This is a genomic window from Rhodococcoides corynebacterioides NBRC 14404 (assembly GCF_001894765.1).
GTDB lineage: Bacteria > Actinomycetota > Actinomycetes > Mycobacteriales > Mycobacteriaceae > Rhodococcoides > Rhodococcoides corynebacterioides.
On the sequence record NZ_BCWV01000002.1, the window covers coordinates 83,600 to 100,044 of the forward strand.

A 16,445-nucleotide genomic window follows, 5' to 3' on the forward strand; every position below is an offset into this window, starting at 1 on the left:
CGTCCGGATCCGCACGGAGGAGCTGTCGGTGGGGGTCGGTGAACAGATCGATTCGGTCCGCAGCGGTGCGCCATCGCCAGGGTTGCGAATTGTGAACGGACGGAGCGCGCAGGGCCGAAGCGACAGCGCGCACGATCGTGTCGTCCTCCAGCAGAGGGTGATTCATGGTTTCTGCTCCGATCGCGTATTCCTCTGCACTGTGCCAGTGCGTGACGACCGAGGTCAGAGCACAAGGACACATGTCGGCAGGGAGACGAGGACCTCTGCCTCTCACCCGTCGGACGGTGCGCGGCGCAGAATTCGATCCCGGAGTGCCGTCCCCGACCCGAGGAGTTCCGATGTCCACCACGTCGATCTGGCTCATCGTCTCGGCGGTCGCCGTCGTGCTGCTGGCTGCACTGTCCATACGTGTCGTCGTGCAGTACGAGCGCGGCGTGCTGATGCGGTTCGGACGAGTGGTCGGTCTCAGGGAACCGGGTCTGCGGTTCATCGTGCCCGTCGTCGATCGCATGGTGAAGGTGTCACTGCGTGTGGTGACCATGCCGATCCAGTCGCAGGGAATCATCACTCGCGACAACGTCAGCGTGGACATCTCGGCGGTCGCCTATTACCGGGTGGTGGATGCGGTCAAGTCCGTCGTCGCGATCGAGAACGTCCGGGCCGCCATCGATCAGATCGCACAGACGACGTTGCGCAAGGTGGTCGGTCTGCATTCTCTGGACCAGGCTCTCGCCGACACCGATGCCATCAACACCGACATACGACGGATGCTCGACACAACGACCCTCGAGTGGGGGATCGACGTCACCTTGGTGGAACTGAAGGACATTCAGCTCCCGGACAGCATGAAGAGGGCCATGGCGCGTGAGGCCGAAGCCGAGCGGGAGAAGCGTGCGAAGATCATCGCCGCCGAGGGGGAGTCCTTGGCCGCAGCCTCCCTCGGAAAGGCCGCGGACACCATGGCAGCGCATCCGATCGCGCTGCAACTACGCAACCTCCAGACACTGATGGAGATCGGGGTGGAGAAGAACACCACCGTGGTGTTCCCCGCTCCATTGATCAGTGCGATCTCGGACATGGAGGCCTTCGTCGCGAAGGAGACGAACGCGGCGGCGCGGTCGGCGAAGGATGCCGGAGCGGTGCCGTCGGAGGAGTACCCGACCGGTCAGCGGTCGTGGGTACCGGAACCGCCCGAGTTGGAGAGAACACGGTGACGTGGGTGGCCCGGCACGGTGCCGGACGTGTGTCACGCTCGGTGGGCGGCGTTGCGTAGTTCGGTCGCATACACCGCGGCCTGAGTGCGTCGCTCCATACCGAGTTTGGCGAGCAACCGCGACACGTAATTCTTGATGGTCTTCTCGGCCAGGAACATTCGCGCGGCGATCTGGCGATTGGTCAGGCCCTCTCCCAGCAGACCCAACAGAACGCGCTCCTGCTCGGTGAGTTGCTCGGCGGGCTCCGGCTCTTCCGGTTCACGAAGCTTGGACATCAGGGCGGCCGCGGCCCGCTCGTCGAGGAGCGAACGCCCGGAACCGACGGCGTTGATTGCCTTGGTCAGTTCCAGGCCCTTGATGTCCTTGACCACGTACCCGCTCGCGCCCGCGAGGATGGCAGCGAGCATCGCCTCGTCCTCGGTGAAGGCCGTCAACATCAGGCACGCGAGACCGGGCATCGCGCTTCTGAGATCGCGGCACAATTCGACTCCGTTGCCATCGGGAAGCCGCACGTCGAGAACGGCGACATCGGGCCGCACGGCCGGAATGCGAGCGAGCGCGTGCGAGCACGAATCGGCCTCGCCGACGACGGTCAGTCGCGGGTCCGTCTCGATCACGTCGATCAGGCCCCGACGGACGATCTCGTGATCATCGACAAGGAAGACGGTCACCATCAACGCACTCCTCGAGTGAGAGATCACCATGTGGCACTCCTCGAGTGAGAGATCACCATGTGATGGGGGCAAGTGTAGGGGTCTGCCCCGGTCTTCGACAGAGGACGCGGCATCTCGGGTCTTTGGTCCTCCGTGTCGGGGGGGGGCGTCGCCCCCCGGCGGCGCTGTCGACGCCGTCGCGGACGAGGGCACAGGTCGATGGCGATGCGGGTACGAAGGCCCTGGTCGGCGTATCGGGCGCCATCGCACGATGGCAGAGCCGAGTGAATGATGGCCGTGGCCGGAGGGTCGACACCCGTCGGTACGACCCGTGGAACGCCCGGCGCCGACCGGACGGAGGATGGCGATGGCTGCACACCATGTCGACAGTGCGATTCGCACGGAACTCGAGGACATCGTGGCAGAGGCGCTCTTCCTGATCGCGGTCGCCGCTGTCGGAGTGACGCTCACCGTCGCGGCCTCGGGACTGCTGCGGGCCGGAGCACTCGTCGGCGGCGCCGCAGTGGTGTTCTTCGCCGGCGCCGCGGTGGCGTATCGAGCAGCGCGGCGATCTACGTGGTCGTGCTGAACCTGTTCGTGGAATATCTCCCGGGCGTGGTCAGCGAGACGTTCACGCTGACCCTGCTGACGGCAGTGCTGCTGAAATGTGTTCTCGACGTGATACTTCTGCTGAAGCAGCCGATCGTGGCGAGGGTCCGTGGTGCGGCCACGACGGCCGCGCGGGGCAGTCACGCAGAATGCCTGACGCCGAGACGACACCGCCCGGGGCCGTCCGACACCCCCGACCCGGGACCTTCGGATGCAGTGCGACCCGCGGCTCCTTCCTAGATTTGGAGGCGATCACGGCGCCGACGGTCCCGGCGCGTGAACCCCGTCAGCCGAGGAGGTCGGCCGTGTCCGTGACGACAGATGACAGTCCGCCGACCACCGAGCGGGAGATGCGCCCGACGCCCCGCACGGCGCCGTCCGCCGAGGGCGACGAGAGGGCCGACCTCCGAGAGACGCCCACTGCGTACGTCGTGGCGTTGGGCAGGACGGTGTACAAGCTCAAGAAGCCCGTCCGCACGGAGTTTCTCGACTTCTCCACTCTCGCATCACGGTGGGAGGCATGCACCCGCGAGGTCGCCCTCAACAGTCGCTTCGCCCCCGATGTCTATCGAGGTGTCGCCGAGGTGACCGATCCCTACGGGGGTATGGGTGAGCCGGTGGTGGTGATGCACCGGCTCCCGGCCGCACGGCGGTTGAGCACATGCGCGCAATCGGGAGACGATCTCACCGATGCCGTGGACGGCATCGCCCACGCGGTCGCAGCCGTTCACGGCGCTTCTGCGCGAACCGAGCGGATCACGTCGTGCGGTCGGCTGGACTCTCTCCGAACTCGGTGGCGGCACAACCTCGCCGAGACGGCCACCCACGCTGCCGGCCTCGTCTCCGACCTCGAGCTCGACGAGGTGGCCTCCCGCGTCGACACGTATCTCGACGGCCGCGGGGCACTGTTCGAGGAACGGCTTCGAGACGGTCGCATCGTCGACGGACACGGTGACCTGCTGGCGGACGACATCTTCGTCCTCGCGGACGGGCCGAGAATCCTCGATTGCCTCGATTTCTCGGACGAATTGCGCTTCGTGGACGGAATCGACGACATCGCTTCGTTGGCAATGGATCTCGAGCTCCACCACCGCCCCGGTCTCGCCGAACGGCTCCTCCGCACCTATCGAGAGATCCGTCGTGACGACGCCCCGCACTCGCTGGTCCATCATTACATCGCCTACCGGGCGTTCATGCGCGCGAAAGTCGACTGCCTCGCGGCCGAGCAGAACGACCCGTCCGCCGCCGCGTCCGTGCACGCCCACCGTGCTCTGGCACTCGATCACCTGCGTGCGGGCACCGTCGGTCTTCTCGTGGTCGGGGGCTTGCCCGGTTCCGGGAAATCCACCGTGGCAACGGGATTGGCCGACCGAATCGACGCGGTCGTCGTCTCGTCCGATGTCGTGCGCAAGGAGCTCGCCGGACTGCCACCCGACGTACCGTGCCGAGCTTCCGTGGGTCTCGGTCTCTACAGCACGAGTTTCACCGCGCGCACCTACGCGGAGATGTTTCGACGGGCCCGAGCACTGCTCGCAGCCGGAACCTCGGTGATCCTGGACGCGACGTTCGTCGAACCCCACTATCTCGCCCGCGCCTCGCAGATCGCCGACCGCACCCACAGCCGGTTCCTGCATCTCGACTGTGCGGTGTCCCGTGACGTCGCACTGGCACGACTCGCGCGCCGCACGGGTGGCCACTCCGATGCGGACGCCGCCGTCTACGAGGACCTGGCCGACCGAGCACGTCGACACGGGGCGCACGACAGGGCCGGCGCTGTCGTGCTCGACACCGACGATTCGCCGTCCGCGGTCGTCGTGCGGGCCCAGGGCCACTGGCTGCACGTGCGCGACGACCCCGGGTACATCCGCCCGCAGGTTTCCGGCACGACCACGAGCGAACGGAGCGAGCCATGACCCCCGCACCCATCACCGTCGGTATCGATGGATCCGACGGCGCCCTCGAGGCTGCACGGTGGGCCGCCGCGTACGCGCGCGTGACGCACACTCCGCTGCGGGTGGTGCATTCCATGCCCGACTCGGAGTGGTATCTCGGCCGCGTGGACTACGTGCCCGAACAGTCCTTGCGCGACGAATTCCACGCTCTGGGTCGGCGCCACCTGGACGCCGCGGTGGACGCGATCGTCGAGGTCGATCCATCGGCGACCGTCGAACGAGTGTGCACCGAAACTCCCGTCGCGAGCTACCTCACCGGGATCGAGTCCTCACTGGTGGTTCTCGGATCGGTCCGCACCGGACCCGTCCGCGACCTCGTACTGGGCGGTCGGACCATCCGCGTCCTGCGGCACGCTCGGTGCCCGGTGATGATCCGCCGACACGAGGGCGACGGGTCGGACGAAGGACTCCCCGTGGTCGTCGGCTACGACGGCTCACCCGAGTCCGACCGCGCAGTGCTCGCCGCCTTCGAGTTCGCCGCGACGGTGCACGTCCACCTCCTGGTCGCCCACTTCTGGGGTGTCGGGGTGACCGTCGGTGCCGGGATGGGGGCCGGCTACGCGGATTGGGAACGCATCGATCGCGAGGAGCGGCGCTGGGTACACGACCGTGTCCGCCCCGTGCAGGACAAGTTTCCCGACGTGCACGTCACCGTCTCGAGTTCGAGCTCGTCGCCTGCGGCGGGACTTCGTTCGCTGTCGAGCTCGTCGCAACTGATCGTGGTGGGAAGCCGGGGCCGAGGAAAGGTGACCGGCATGATCCTCGGGTCGGTCAGTCAGAACGTCGTGCATCACGCGCACTGCAGTGTTCTCGTCGTCCGGTGAGTCGTGCCGTCCCCATTCCACGCGAGCACACACAGGTGGCGCGTGCATGAGCTCGGACCCGCGGATCGAGACGCCGTCGCCGCCTTGTACAGCGGATTGTCGCCGCGCGACAACTATCTTCGGTTCTTCGGCCCCCGACCTGCGCACCTCGACCGATATCTCGACCGCCTGTGTCATCCGACCGCCGATCGGTTCGCTCTGGGCGCGTTCCGCGGACGAACGCTGGTCGGCGTCATCGGGTGCACGTCGACCGACTCCGACGGCGCCCACTCCAGCGCGGAGGTGGCGTTGGTGGTCGACGAACACGAGCGTCGACACGGCGTGGCCACCGAACTTCTCTGCCGGGCTCTGGACGTCGCCGCAGAGCGTGGTATCACTCGCATCGACGCAGAGGTTCTCGCCGAGAACACCATGATGCTGCGCGTGCTGCGGGAGGACGGCCGGGCCCACCTGGTGTTCGACGGGCCCATCGTCGATGTCGACATCGCCGCGGCCACTCCGGTGACCGACGACGACGGTGACTCGACCGGGACGTCGCCGGGCTCGTCCCCGTCGACTGCGCTCTCCTGATCGTGGGGCTTCCGTCCCGCCGGGGATTCTCGGGGGCGATCGTCGGAATTGTTCACGCGCCCGTCAGGACCTCGGATACCGGACGCCGGGGTGTCGGTCCCGCGCCCGACCCGGCAGGAGCAGTACCGATTCGAATCAGGATCTGCGAGAGGGCATCCGAGCCGCTGAGCCGGTCGACGACAGCGCGACTTGCGGTCTCTTCGGTCAGATGTGTCAACGGGCAGGTGGCCAAACCCAGCGCGGTCATCTCCAGGACGACAGCGGACAGAGCACGTCCGCTCTGAACCCACTCGTACCGGTTGTCGGCTGCGGTTCCGATCACCACCACGAGCGCCCGGTCCGGCCCGGACGGCCCCGCGTCGGACGATACTGTCGCACGCCCCGGTGGAAACACCCGCCCCGTCGTCGTGTCCGGCATTTCCGACTCGATCCACCGACTCTCGGCGGGGATGCCGTTGCCGACGAAGGAGTGGCCGGCCCACCAACGCAGTTCGGCCTGATAGGTCCAGTCGTAGCGACGCACTGCCGCACTGTGGTGCGATGCCGCTGCGAGAGCCTCGTGAGTGTCGGCGGGTAACGCGGTGACGACAACCCCGAAGCTCCTCGCGATCTCGCCGATGACGTCCGTCACCGTGCTGTTGTGCGGAACCGCACCGAAGGACCGTCGATCCGACCGACGCCGGGTGACCGCCTCGAGCAATGCGAAATCGGGTGACTGCGGGCGAGCGCCCGGCGTGAACGCCACCCGAGCCAGTGGATCTCCCGCACGCGTCGAGCGTGACACCGCGACAGTGGAGTTCCATCTGAAGGCACGAGCCACTGTCGTGAGATGGTGCAGTGCAGCACCGCAACTGATCACCACTTGTCGTCCGTTCGGGTCGACCACAGGCAGCGCGCGTCCGACATCCGCGTGGAGAGCCAGAGTTCCCCCGTCGAATACCCACCGCCACGGCTGAGTGTTGTGCACGGACGGAGCACGGGATGCCAGGTCGACGAAGGCTCGAATCGAGGAGCGGTCGGGTACCACGTTCATCGTCGTTCTCCATCGCGGGTGCGCCGGCGATCCGACCGAGACGCTGCCCGCTCCGACGTAGTCATGAAAGACATCGTGGTCGCCGTCCGCCGTCGTCGGCGAGGGACTTCGGTCCCGAGGTCGTCGGTCGCAGGTCTCCGGGCGCTCTCGTGCAGCGTCCGCGTGCCGTACGGTCTCGTCGGGCGTCACGCGTCCGAGTGGTCGGCGTCGTCGAAGATCGCCTCGATCGGACACTCGAAGACGCGAGCGAGACGGAATGCCAGGGGAAGCGAGGGGTCGAAGCGCCCCCGCTCGATGGAGATGACGGTCTGGCGCGAGACGCCGAGCACGTCGGCCAACTGCTGCTGCGACCAGGCGCGCTCGCGCCGGAGCTCGGGTAGGCGGTTCCGCACCCCGCGTCAGCCTCGCCGCCGCAGGACGAGGTACCGCAGCCCGAACGAGCCCATGGCCACGACGAGCACCGACGCGAGCGCCACGGAGGCGGGCATGTCGAATCCGGTCAGTGACACCACGGTCGCCGCCGTTCCAGTGACGAGCAAGACGTCGGTGAACGCTCCGCTCGCCGCGCGGTCGTGCCAGACGCTCTCGATCGACCTCTCGGGATCGCGCGGAGCGCCGTCGAGCGTGTTCCGGTCGACCGTCAGCACCCAGGCCAGGCCGGCTGCGGCCCAGCCGAAGGCGAACGCCATGGCGAGCTGTCCGACGCCGGCGGGAGTGCCGATGGAACCGGTGTCCACGACGACGACCGCGACGACCACTGCGACGACGACACCGATGGGAACCGCCAGCCACAGGGCGGACAGGTGATGGGAGCCGACCGTCGTTCGGCCCCAGCGACTTCGCGATGCGTCAGCTGTCGATGCGGTGTCGATTCCCGGATCGTCCACGGCGGTTCCCTTCGCTCGGTGTCACGTGTGCTCGACGCGTGCCGACAGGGTCGCATGTCAAGCGTGCTTGACACAAGGGGACGGCGTCGAGCTCACCGGCCCATCGTGTGGAACTCGGCGTTGGGCACGACCCCGGTCAGATGTGCGAGACGGTTCGACGCGGCGAAGAACGCCGTGATCGCACCCACGTCCCAGATCTCCTCGTTCGAGAGACCGGCTGCGCGAGCGGCGTCGACGTCGTTGTCGGAGAAGCGTTCCGGTGTCCTGGTCAGAGCGAGCGCCACATCGACGATGGCGCGCTCCCGATCGGTCAATCGCGCCTGCTCCGGATTGGTGGCGACCCGGTCGGCGATATGAGGATCCTTCGTCCGTACCCGGAGGATGGCGCCGTGGGCGACCACGCAGTACACGCATCGGTTGGCCCCGGAGGAGGCCACCACGACCAGTTCTCGCTCGGCCTTGGTGAGCGGCCCGGGCTGATCCATCAGAAGATCGTGATAGTCGAAGAATGCTCGCATCTCGTTCGGTCGGTGGCCGAGCGCGCGAAAGATGTTGGGCACGAACCCCGATTTCTCGACGATCGGGTCGATCCGCTCCCGGAGGTCCGCGGGAAGTTCGCCGATCTCGGTCAGGGGGAAACGGCTCTCGTTCATGGGACCTCCGGTGGTGCGACGTCGGGGCACTGTGTCCGTGAACGGTAGAACAGCCGTCTCAGCGCTCGCCGGCATCGTCGCGTTGGCCGGCGGGGATTGCCCGCATGATCAGCCACGCGGCGCCGCCGGCCACGACCATCAGGCATGCCGCGACGGCAGACGTGAGGACCACCCCGCCGGTGAAGGCGTTCGCTGCCGAGTCGAGCAGTCCGTCGGCCAGGGCGGTCGGCAGTCGGTCCGCCACGGTGCGGGCGCCACCGAGAGTCTCACTCGCCGCGGACGTGTCCAGCCCGGCGCTGTCGGGCGTGACGACGTCGGCGCGGTACTTCGCCAACAGGATCGCGCCGAGTACCGATGTGCCGGTGACGGCGCCGATCTCGTAGGCCGTCTCCGAGATCGCGGCCGCTGCACCGGCCTTCTCCGGAGGAGCCGTCGACAGGATCATGTCGTTGGAAATGGTCTCGGCCACTCCGATACCTCCACCGAGGACAGCGAACGCGATCACGAAGGGCCACACCGCTGTCGGCTCGGCGAACACCGCGATCGTTCCGTACCCGAGCGCCGCCAGGGTCATTCCTGCGGAGATGATCACCGCCGGCCGCAGTACCCGCGCCAGGAGCACCGCCAAGAGACCGGCGGCGATCATCGCCAGGATGCCCGGCACCAGGCGAAGCCCTGCCTGCATGGGGCCCAGCCCGACGACGAGCTGGAGGTGTTGCGAAACGAAGTACAGGAATCCGACGAGCGCGAAGATCGAGAGCAGGTTGACCACCACGGCGCCGGCGAACGCGGGCACGGTGAACAGGCGGACGTCGAACATGGGGTCGGGCCGTCGGAGCTGACGGCGGACGAACAGCCACACGGCCAGCGCGCCGATCACTGCGGGCACGGCGGTTCCCGACCAACTTCCGCCGTTCGCCGAGTCCTTGATCGCGTACACGATCGGGGTCAGCGCGAGCAGGGACAGGGCGATGCTGACCGCGTCGACACGTGCGGGGTGCGGATCCTTGGATTCGGGCACCAGAGCGGGTGCGAGCAGCAACAGGGGAACGAGAAGGGGGACCGCGAACAGGAACACCGAGCCCCACCAGAAGTGCTCCAGCAGAAACCCGCCGACGACCGGTCCCATGGCGGCTCCCGCACCGATGGAGGCGGACCAGATCGCGATGGCCAGGCGGCGCTCGGATCGATCGGTGAACAGATTGCGCAGCAGAGACAGGGTCGCGGGCATCAAGGTGGCACCGAACAGGCCGAGGCCGACGCGTGCTGCGATCAGCATCTCGGCGGACTGGGAGTAGGCCGCGACGACGGATACGGCGGCGAAGCCGGTCGCGCCGACGAGAAGCAGTCGTCGCCGTCCGATGCGATCGCCCAGGCTCCCCATCGCGACGAGGAGCCCTGCCAGAACCAGCGGGTAGGCATCGATGATCCAGAGTTGTTGCGTCCCAGTAGGTTGCAGCGATTCTGCAATCGACGGCAGGGCAAAGGACAGCACCGTGTTGTCGATGGCGATGATCAGCACGGGAAGCATCAGGACGGCGAGTGCGGACCATTCGCGCGGTCCGGCTGTTCTGCCCCGGGGTTGCCGGGTCTCGGTCGGGGGATGGGTGAGTTCTGACATGTGCCGTCCTCGGTGAGTGGGTGTGATCGTTACTGTACCGACTGGATGGCGCAGTAACGAGGCCGACTCGATCCGACCCGTACCATCGCCCCGTGCCCCCTCCTCCCGTCGCGCGCGAGAAGTCGCTGAACGCCTTCGTCAAACTCGTCCTCGAACAAGGTGAGAAGGCTGCGACCCTCGACGCGGTCGCGGCGGCGGCCGGCATCTCGAAGGGCGGCCTGATGTACCACTTTCCCAACAAGGAAGCCCTGGTGGACGGACTGATGGGGGTGGTCGAGGAACTGGCGGCCGAGGACGTCCGACGGATGCGAGCGCACCCAGAGGGCGCTGCGGTCTATCACCTCCGCACCTCGACGTTCCACGACACTCCCGTCGACCGCGCCGTGGTGGCCACCATGCGCCTCAGTCAAGGGTCGAATGCGGTCGCGCAGCAGACCCTCGCGCGGATCCGGCAATCTTGGCTCGACGTGTTGAACGAGCAGATCGCCGATCCTGCCGTGGCGGAGGCCGTCCTTCTCATGGGGGACGGCCTCTACTTCGCCGCGGCCTCGACCGGACCGTACGGCCGGCCCCCCGACAACATCGACGCGCTCGTCGAGGTCGCGCAGAGGCTCGTCGACGCTCGATTCTGACGTGTGGAAAGTGGACGGTCAGCTTTCGACCGAGGAGCCGACAGTCCACGACACAGGGCAGTCAGGAGCGGCAGCTGTCGAAGACGTAGGCCTCGTCGTCGGGCTTCACGAGGTCGTGATCGCGCAGGATCACCGAGAGCGCAGGGTCCGTGTCCGCGCACGCCCTGTCGAAGGAGTCACGACCCAGCTCGTCGGTGTACTCGATGTCCAGGACGACGTCGTAGTGCTCGGTGTAGTCGGCGCATTCCTCGAACTCGATGCAGGACTCGGTGATCGCGAAGTCGTATCCCGCGCTGCGGAGCTCGCCCGCCCGGTCGGCCGTGTTCTTCTGGGCGATGGCCAGGCCGGCCCGGTGGGCCGTCGCGGCGAAGAGTCGAGCCAGCGCGAGGTTGTCGTCGACACCGAGCATGTCGTTCGAGCGGGTGTAGGAGTCGAGGTTGTCGATCTCCACCGCCTCGTAGCCGTCGGTCCTGCATCGCTCGATCCACGGTGCGACGACGGCCGCGAGGGCGGAACGCTTGGCGTCGGTGGAGGTGTCGTACAGGTACTCGTCCGGCCACCCCGAGTCCACCAGCGGATCGCCGTCGACGCGCAGCACCAGATCGGGATTCGCGGCGGCGAAGGACGCAGACTCCGCGGGTTGGGTCTGGAAGCCGTTGACGTAGCAGATGTCGTACCCGGCGTCCGCGGGTCTATCGGTGCGGTCGCGGGCGACCACCGTCACGCCGGGCGGCGGGGGATACCCGCCGCCGAGTTGGTAGTCGAACGGGGAACCGGGGAGCGGGAGAACGACGCCGCCGGTGCCGGCAGCAGCAGCCGAGGTGCTGGTGGTTCCCGTCGCGGTGACGGTGTCGTCGTCCGGTGCGGTGTCCGCGTCGACTCCGCGGGAACACCCCGAGACCGCGACGAGCATGCAGGCGGAGACGAGAAGGACAGCACGGGAGAAGGGCCGGAGCACAGCGCCTCGCATTCGGTTCGGATGCCCCGCCTCGAGCTGCTCTCTGGCGACCGATGCAGACGCGCGGTCTGCTGGACCCTCCGATGACGGTGGGAGTCTAATCTCGGGTCGCTGCACTCGCGGGTTCCTGCGGCGACCGGCGCCCGCGATGGGACCGCCTGCGATGTCGCCCAGATCGCCGCCGCGTATCGCCGCAAGTACGGCGTATCGCCTTCGTCGACGCGCCGTGGATGAGATGCGACGGTCGACCGTATGGTCGAGACCGTGAGTGCAGCCGATGTTCTGCGGGGATTGGACGACGTGCGGGCCTGGCAGGAGGATCTCTACCGTGACCTGCACGCCCACCCCGAACTGTCGGGCCGGGAGACCAGGACAGCGGGCCTCGTGGCGGACCGACTCCGCCGCGACGGCCTCGAGGTCACCGAGAACATCGGCGGCACCGGACTGATCGGGGTTCTGCGCAACGGTGACGGCCCGACCGTGCTCCTGCGCGCGGACATGGACGCGCTTCCGGTCCGGGAGGCCACCGGGTTGGACTACGCCAGTTCCGTCACGACGACCGACGACGACGGTGAGTCCGTGCCGGTGATGCACGCCTGCGGTCACGACGTCCACGTCGCCTGTCTGCTGGGTGCGGCGGCGCTGTTCTCGGCCGAGCGGGACGCGTGGAGCGGAACCGTGGTCGCCGTGTTTCAGCCGGCCGAGGAGACCGCCGTCGGTGCGAAGAGCATGGTCGACGGCGGACTGCGGGAGCTGCTTCCGCCGGTGGACGTGGCGCTCGCGCAGCACGTCCTTCCTGCGCCGGCGGGACGGCTGGGCACCCGTCGGGGAGCGGTGCTCTCAGCTGCCGACAGTATGCGCATCACGGTGTACGGCCGCGGGTCCCACGGCTCCATGCCGCAGGCCGCTGTCGATCCCGTCGTGCTCGCGGCGATGATCGTGATCAGGCTGCAGACCATCGTGTCGCGCGAGATCGCACCGACCGAGACGGCGGTGGTCACCGTCGGGAGCGTGCGGGCGGGGTCGAAGAGCAACGTCATCAGCGATCACGCCGTGTTGGAGCTGAACATCCGTACGTACACCGACGCAGTGCGCAGCGCCGTGCTGTCCGCCATCGAGCGGATCGTGGTCGCGGAATGCGAAGCGTCGGGATCGCCGCGTCGGCCGGACTTCGAGCTGTTCGACTCGTTTCCCCTCACCGAGAACGACGACGCGACGACGGACCGCGTCGCGGCGGCGTTCGCGGACCATTTCGGTGACGCTGTGGTCGAGATGGCGCCGCAGTCCGCCAGTGAGGATTTCAGCGACATCCCGGTCGCGCTCGGTGTGCCGTACACCTACTGGGGACTCGGGGGCATCGACGCCGACCTCTACCAGTCCGCCGTGGAGAAAGGGACCGTCGGATCGGACATCCCTGTCAATCACGCCGCGAACTTCGCGCCGGTGATCCAGCCGACGCTGGACACGGGTACGGCTGCACTCGTGGTCGCCGGTCTGGCGTGGCTCGGCGACGCCGACAGGTAGGCGTTCGAGACGAGAACCCTTCCCGTGACGCCGTTTCGGCTCCGTCGACGATGGGTTCGAGGCCGGGGTCGGCGCCGCGGACGGTGGTCGACTACACCTACGTGGATTCGGCGTCGTCGAAGACGGCCTCGATGGGGCACTCGAAGACGCGAGCCAGACGGAACGCCAAGGGAAGGGAGGGGTCGAAGCGCCCGCGCTCGATGGAGATGACGGTCTGGCGCGAGACGCCGAGTACGTCGGCCAACTGCTGCTGCGACCAGGTGCGCTCTCGCCGTAGTTCGGGCAGGCGGTTCCGCACTCCGCGTCAGCCTCGCCGCTGCAGAACGACGTACCGCAGGCCGAACGAGCCCATGGCCAGGGCCACCACCGACGCGAGTGCCACGGCGGTGGGCATCTCGAATCCGGTCAGCGCCACCACCGTCGTCGCCGTACCGGTCACGAGCAGGACGTCCCTGAACGCACCGCTCGCCGCGCGGTCGTGCCAGACGCTCTCGATCGAGCGCTCGGGATCGCGCGGAGCGCCGTCGAGCGTGTTCCGGTCGACCGTCAGCACCCAGGCCAGGGCGGCCGCGGCCCACCCGAAGGCGAATGCCGTCGCGAGCCCTCCGACGACCGCAGGAGTGCCGACGGTGCCGGTGGCCACGACGACAGTCGCGACGACCACCGCCACGACGACGCCGATCGGAATCGCGACCAGCAGGGCGGACACGTTCTTCGTGCCGACAGTCGTTCGGCCCCAACGGCTTCGCGAGACGTCGGCGGTGGACGTCGCGTCGGTTCCCGGATCGTTGTCCACGGCGGCACTCCTCGCTCGGTGTCAAGTGTGCTTGACGCTGGCCGTCAGTGTTGCATGTCAAGCGTGCTTGACACAAGGTCGTTCGGCGACCGGAATCATCCGGAACGCGGGGTCGATCCGTCGGCCGTGACCGCATCGACCACGGCGATGGCGTCGGTCGCGCCCAGCCCGGCGATGACCAGGGCCACGACGGCGACATCGCGCGCCGGGTCGGCCGAGTTCCCGGCGTCCGCGTCGGCGAGCAGCCCGAGCGTCGCCCCGTCGGTCAACGACACGATGGTGCTGGGCGGCAGGTAGGCCGGGAACACCCCCGACCGTTGCCCGGCCTCGACGAGAGCGAGCGACAGGTCGCGGCCGGGAGCCAACAGTTCCAGCACGCGATCGTCGCCCAGTTCCTGGCGCCCGATGCCGAGCAGTGCCCGGTAGCGGCCCGCGACGGGCCAGGTGATCATCGCGAGAGCCGCGACCGCGCGGTCAGGTTCCGCGGGCAGCGCCGCACGGGGAGGAATGATCGCGGTCAGGTCCGCGGCGGCCGATTCTGCGATGCCCACGATCAGATCGTGCCGGGTCGGGAAGTGGCCGTAGATGGTGCGCCGAGCTATTCCTCCCGCGGCCGCGATGTCCGCGATGCTCGCGTCCGGCTGACGCCCGAGGACGTCGATGGCCGTGTCGATCACGATCTGCCGTTTCGACGTGGATCCGCGCCTGGCGGTGCCCGCGGTGGAGTTGTCCGTCACCACCTGATCATCCCTACTTGCACACTGTTGTGCAACCGTCTAACTTGCACACTGTTGTGCAAGTCAATGCGGAGGGAGCGCCGATGTCCACGAATGCGGAAGTCACGAGGGAGGGCCGGGCGGTCGATCCACGCCGGTGGTGGGGCCTGGGGGTGCTGTGCGTCAGCCTGCTGGTGGTGGTCATGGCCAACACGTCGTTGATCGTCGCTCTGCCGTCGATGACGCGTGATCTCGGGCTGAGCAGCAGCGGTATGCAATGGGTCGTCGACGCGTACACCGTGCCCTGTGCTGCGTTGATGCTGCTCTGCGGAGCAATCGGCGATCGCGTCGGCCGCCGCCACGCCCTCGTCGGCGGGCTGACCCTGTTCGGAGCCGGGGCGATCGTCGGTGCCGTCGCCGACACCACCGCAGGTGTCGTCGCGGCCCGTCTGGTCATGGGTGTCGGCGCGGCCGTCATCATGCCGGCGACCCTCGCTCTGCTGGTGGCGATCTTCCCGCGGCACGAACGCGCACGGGCGATCTCGCTCTGGGCGGCGACGTCCGGACTGGCGATCGCCGTGGGTCCGTTGCTGTCCGGCGCGCTGCTCGAGGTCACCGAGTGGGGGAGCACCTTCCTGGTGAACGTGCCGATCGTGGTGGTCGCCGTCCTCGCCGCCTTGTGGCTGCTGCCCGTCAGCCGGTCCACCGCCCGGTCCCCGATCGACTGGGTGGGCGGTGCACTGTCCGTGATCACCGTCGGCTCGCTCGTCTACGCCGTGATCGACGGATTCCATTCCGGCTGGGCAGGATCGCCGACCGTTCTGTCGATCGTGGCGGTGGCCGCGGCGATCGCGTTCGTCGTCTGGGAACGTCGGCACCCTGCGCCCCTGCTGAACATCCGGCGCATCACCGACAGAACCGTCGGTGGCGCGACACTGGCCGTGCTGATGCTGTTCCTCGCGGCGTTCGGTGTCATCTACTTCGTCGCGCAGCACTTCCAGTCGGTGTTCGGGTACGGCGCGCTCGAGACCGGGCTTCGACTGCTTCCGCTGGCGTTCGCGGTCATGATCGGTTCGGTCGTCAGTAGCCCCCTGGCGACGCGAGTCGGGCTTCGCGTCGTGATTCCGGCCGGCATGGCGCTGGCAGCGATCGGTGCGTTCGTGCTGACCACCGTGGACGCGGGGTCGGAGTACGACCACTTCCTCGTCGCCTTGGTGGCGATGGGTCTGGGCATGGGCCTGGCGGACCCGCCGGCGACGGACGCCATCATGGGCGGCTTCGGCGAGTCCGAGCTCGGCGCGGCCGGTGGTGTGACCGACACGTCGATCGAACTGGGTGGGTCGCTCGGCATCGCCGTGATCGGCTCGGTCCTCGCCGCGGAATACCGGAATGGTATGTCCGACAGAGTCACCGCGGTCGCCGACGGGGTCTCGGGGCAGCCGCCCGAGGTCACCGCCGCCATCGCCGAGGCGACGTCGATGGCGTCCGAATCGGTGGGCGCCGGATCCGCCGTCGCGACGGACGTGGCGGCGACCTCCCCGGCACTGGCCGACGATCTGCGGGTTGCCGTCGTCGACTCGTTCGCCGCGGCGGTCGGCACCGCGAGCGCCGTGGCGGGCGCCGTCCTGATCGTCGGCTGCGTCGCTGTCGCGCTGGTGATCCCGGCCCGCCGGCGGCCACCGACGTCGGCGCCCGACCCGACGGAGACCGCGACCGCACCGGTACGCAGCCCGAGTCGGTAGTCGGTGGTCGAGTGCCGGAGCGGCGCGGCGTTCGTGCCGGGTCGCTCCGACACTCGACCGA

18 protein-coding genes are annotated in these 16,445 nt (G+C 68.2%); 8 read left to right on the top strand and 10 right to left on the bottom strand.

The window, feature by feature from the left end; all coding sequences use genetic code 11:
• Positions 1–338 precede the first annotated feature (338 nt).
• Positions 339–1,214 (top strand): slipin family protein, encoded by an 876-nt coding sequence (locus RC2_RS01680; protein ID WP_068148194.1) that lies wholly within the window; start codon positions 339–341, stop codon positions 1,212–1,214.
• Positions 1,215–1,246: 32 nt separating this feature from the next.
• Here RC2_RS01680 and RC2_RS01685 read toward each other — a convergent pair whose 3' ends face one another.
• Entirely contained in the window at positions 1,247–1,888 is a 642-nt protein-coding gene (locus RC2_RS01685; RefSeq protein WP_068148191.1) for a response regulator transcription factor, read from the bottom strand.
• 346 nt (positions 1,889–2,234) lie between these two features.
• On the opposite strand from RC2_RS01685, the gene RC2_RS18835 reads away from it, so the two are divergent.
• The 4 genes from RC2_RS18835 (at position 2,235) to RC2_RS01705 (ending at position 5,822) form a co-directional block, all read left to right on the top strand.
• Positions 2,235–2,456, top strand: a complete 222-nt coding sequence (locus RC2_RS18835; protein WP_156509734.1) for a hypothetical protein — start codon at positions 2,235–2,237, stop codon at positions 2,454–2,456.
• A gap of 331 nt (positions 2,457–2,787) precedes the next feature.
• Complete coding sequence (locus tag RC2_RS01695) at positions 2,788–4,389, top strand: bifunctional aminoglycoside phosphotransferase/ATP-binding protein (protein ID WP_139277242.1); 1,602 nt, start codon at positions 2,788–2,790, stop codon at positions 4,387–4,389.
• A complete protein-coding gene (locus RC2_RS01700) occupies positions 4,386–5,252 on the top strand; it encodes a universal stress protein (RefSeq protein ID WP_068148183.1) in 867 nt (288 codons plus the stop codon). The genes RC2_RS01695 and RC2_RS01700 overlap by 4 nt, the downstream gene beginning before the upstream one ends.
• A gap of 42 nt (positions 5,253–5,294) precedes the next feature.
• Positions 5,295–5,822 carry a GNAT family N-acetyltransferase gene (locus RC2_RS01705; RefSeq protein WP_068148180.1) on the top strand — a complete coding sequence of 176 codons (528 nt, stop codon included), beginning with the start codon at positions 5,295–5,297 and terminating at the stop codon, positions 5,820–5,822.
• A 52-nt stretch (positions 5,823–5,874) separates the two neighbouring features.
• Here RC2_RS01705 and RC2_RS01710 read toward each other — a convergent pair whose 3' ends face one another.
• The 5 genes from RC2_RS01710 to RC2_RS01730 form a co-directional block, all read right to left on the bottom strand.
• A complete protein-coding gene (locus RC2_RS01710; RefSeq protein WP_068148177.1) occupies positions 5,875–6,855 on the bottom strand; it encodes an Acg family FMN-binding oxidoreductase in 981 nt (326 codons plus the stop codon).
• A gap of 185 nt (positions 6,856–7,040) precedes the next feature.
• A complete protein-coding gene (locus RC2_RS01715) occupies positions 7,041–7,247 on the bottom strand; it encodes a helix-turn-helix transcriptional regulator (RefSeq protein ID WP_068148175.1) in 207 nt (68 codons plus the stop codon).
• 6 nt (positions 7,248–7,253) lie between these two features.
• Entirely contained in the window at positions 7,254–7,742 is a 489-nt protein-coding gene (locus RC2_RS01720; RefSeq protein ID WP_082895487.1) for a hypothetical protein, read from the bottom strand.
• 92 nt (positions 7,743–7,834) lie between these two features.
• Complete coding sequence (locus RC2_RS01725; RefSeq protein WP_068148171.1) at positions 7,835–8,395, bottom strand: peroxidase-related enzyme; 561 nt, start codon at positions 8,393–8,395, stop codon at positions 7,835–7,837.
• A 58-nt stretch (positions 8,396–8,453) separates the two neighbouring features.
• Positions 8,454–10,016 (bottom strand): MFS transporter, encoded by a 1,563-nt coding sequence (locus RC2_RS01730; protein ID WP_068148168.1) that lies wholly within the window; start codon positions 10,014–10,016, stop codon positions 8,454–8,456.
• A 92-nt stretch (positions 10,017–10,108) separates the two neighbouring features.
• On the opposite strand from RC2_RS01730, the gene RC2_RS01735 reads away from it, so the two are divergent.
• Entirely contained in the window at positions 10,109–10,648 is a 540-nt protein-coding gene (locus tag RC2_RS01735) for a TetR/AcrR family transcriptional regulator (protein ID WP_068148166.1), read from the top strand.
• 61 nt (positions 10,649–10,709) lie between these two features.
• On the opposite strand, the gene RC2_RS01740 is transcribed toward RC2_RS01735, so the two are convergent.
• Positions 10,710–11,561 (bottom strand): endo alpha-1,4 polygalactosaminidase, encoded by an 852-nt coding sequence (locus tag RC2_RS01740; protein ID WP_211266800.1) that lies wholly within the window; start codon positions 11,559–11,561, stop codon positions 10,710–10,712.
• A gap of 297 nt (positions 11,562–11,858) precedes the next feature.
• Between RC2_RS01740 and RC2_RS01745 the strand changes: the two genes are divergently transcribed.
• Positions 11,859–13,130 (top strand): amidohydrolase, encoded by a 1,272-nt coding sequence (locus RC2_RS01745; RefSeq protein ID WP_068148160.1) that lies wholly within the window; start codon positions 11,859–11,861, stop codon positions 13,128–13,130.
• Positions 13,131–13,227: 97 nt separating this feature from the next.
• Here the strand turns inward: RC2_RS01745 and RC2_RS01750 are convergent, their stop codons facing one another.
• From RC2_RS01750 to RC2_RS01760, 3 genes are all read right to left on the bottom strand, one after another.
• Positions 13,228–13,428, bottom strand: a complete 201-nt coding sequence (locus RC2_RS01750; protein WP_068148157.1) for a helix-turn-helix transcriptional regulator — start codon at positions 13,426–13,428, stop codon at positions 13,228–13,230.
• A gap of 6 nt (positions 13,429–13,434) precedes the next feature.
• Positions 13,435–13,926: a hypothetical protein gene (locus RC2_RS01755; RefSeq protein ID WP_068148154.1), complete on the bottom strand. Its 492-nt coding sequence runs from the start codon at positions 13,924–13,926 to the stop codon at positions 13,435–13,437.
• A gap of 95 nt (positions 13,927–14,021) precedes the next feature.
• On the bottom strand, positions 14,022–14,663 hold the full coding sequence (locus tag RC2_RS01760) for a TetR/AcrR family transcriptional regulator (protein ID WP_169818376.1): 642 nt from the start codon (positions 14,661–14,663) through the stop codon (positions 14,022–14,024).
• Positions 14,664–14,746: 83 nt separating this feature from the next.
• Between RC2_RS01760 and RC2_RS01765 the strand changes: the two genes are divergently transcribed.
• A complete protein-coding gene (locus tag RC2_RS01765) occupies positions 14,747–16,384 on the top strand; it encodes an MFS transporter (protein WP_068148384.1) in 1,638 nt (545 codons plus the stop codon).
• Positions 16,385–16,445 lie beyond the last annotated feature (61 nt).

What these genes read in the sequence shown, in the direction of transcription:
- RC2_RS01730 (WP_068148168.1), bottom strand. Translation starts at nt 10,016, where the DNA reads ATGTCAGAACTCACCCATCCCCCGACCGAGACCCGGCAACCCCGGGGC.
- RC2_RS01765 (WP_068148384.1), top strand. Translation starts at nt 14,747, where the DNA reads ATGTCCACGAATGCGGAAGTCACGAGGGAGGGCCGGGCGGTCGATCCA.
- RC2_RS01710 (WP_068148177.1), bottom strand. Translation starts at nt 6,855, where the DNA reads ATGAACGTGGTACCCGACCGCTCCTCGATTCGAGCCTTCGTCGACCTG.
- RC2_RS01725 (WP_068148171.1), bottom strand. Translation starts at nt 8,395, where the DNA reads ATGAACGAGAGCCGTTTCCCCCTGACCGAGATCGGCGAACTTCCCGCG.
- RC2_RS01680 (WP_068148194.1), top strand. Translation starts at nt 339, where the DNA reads ATGTCCACCACGTCGATCTGGCTCATCGTCTCGGCGGTCGCCGTCGTG.
- RC2_RS01685 (WP_068148191.1), bottom strand. Translation starts at nt 1,888, where the DNA reads ATGGTGACCGTCTTCCTTGTCGATGATCACGAGATCGTCCGTCGGGGC.
- RC2_RS01700 (WP_068148183.1), top strand. Translation starts at nt 4,386, where the DNA reads ATGACCCCCGCACCCATCACCGTCGGTATCGATGGATCCGACGGCGCC.
- RC2_RS01745 (WP_068148160.1), top strand. Translation starts at nt 11,859, where the DNA reads ATGGTCGAGACCGTGAGTGCAGCCGATGTTCTGCGGGGATTGGACGAC.
- RC2_RS01740 (WP_211266800.1), bottom strand. Translation starts at nt 11,561, where the DNA reads ATGCTCGTCGCGGTCTCGGGGTGTTCCCGCGGAGTCGACGCGGACACC.
- RC2_RS18835 (WP_156509734.1), top strand. Translation starts at nt 2,235, where the DNA reads ATGGCTGCACACCATGTCGACAGTGCGATTCGCACGGAACTCGAGGAC.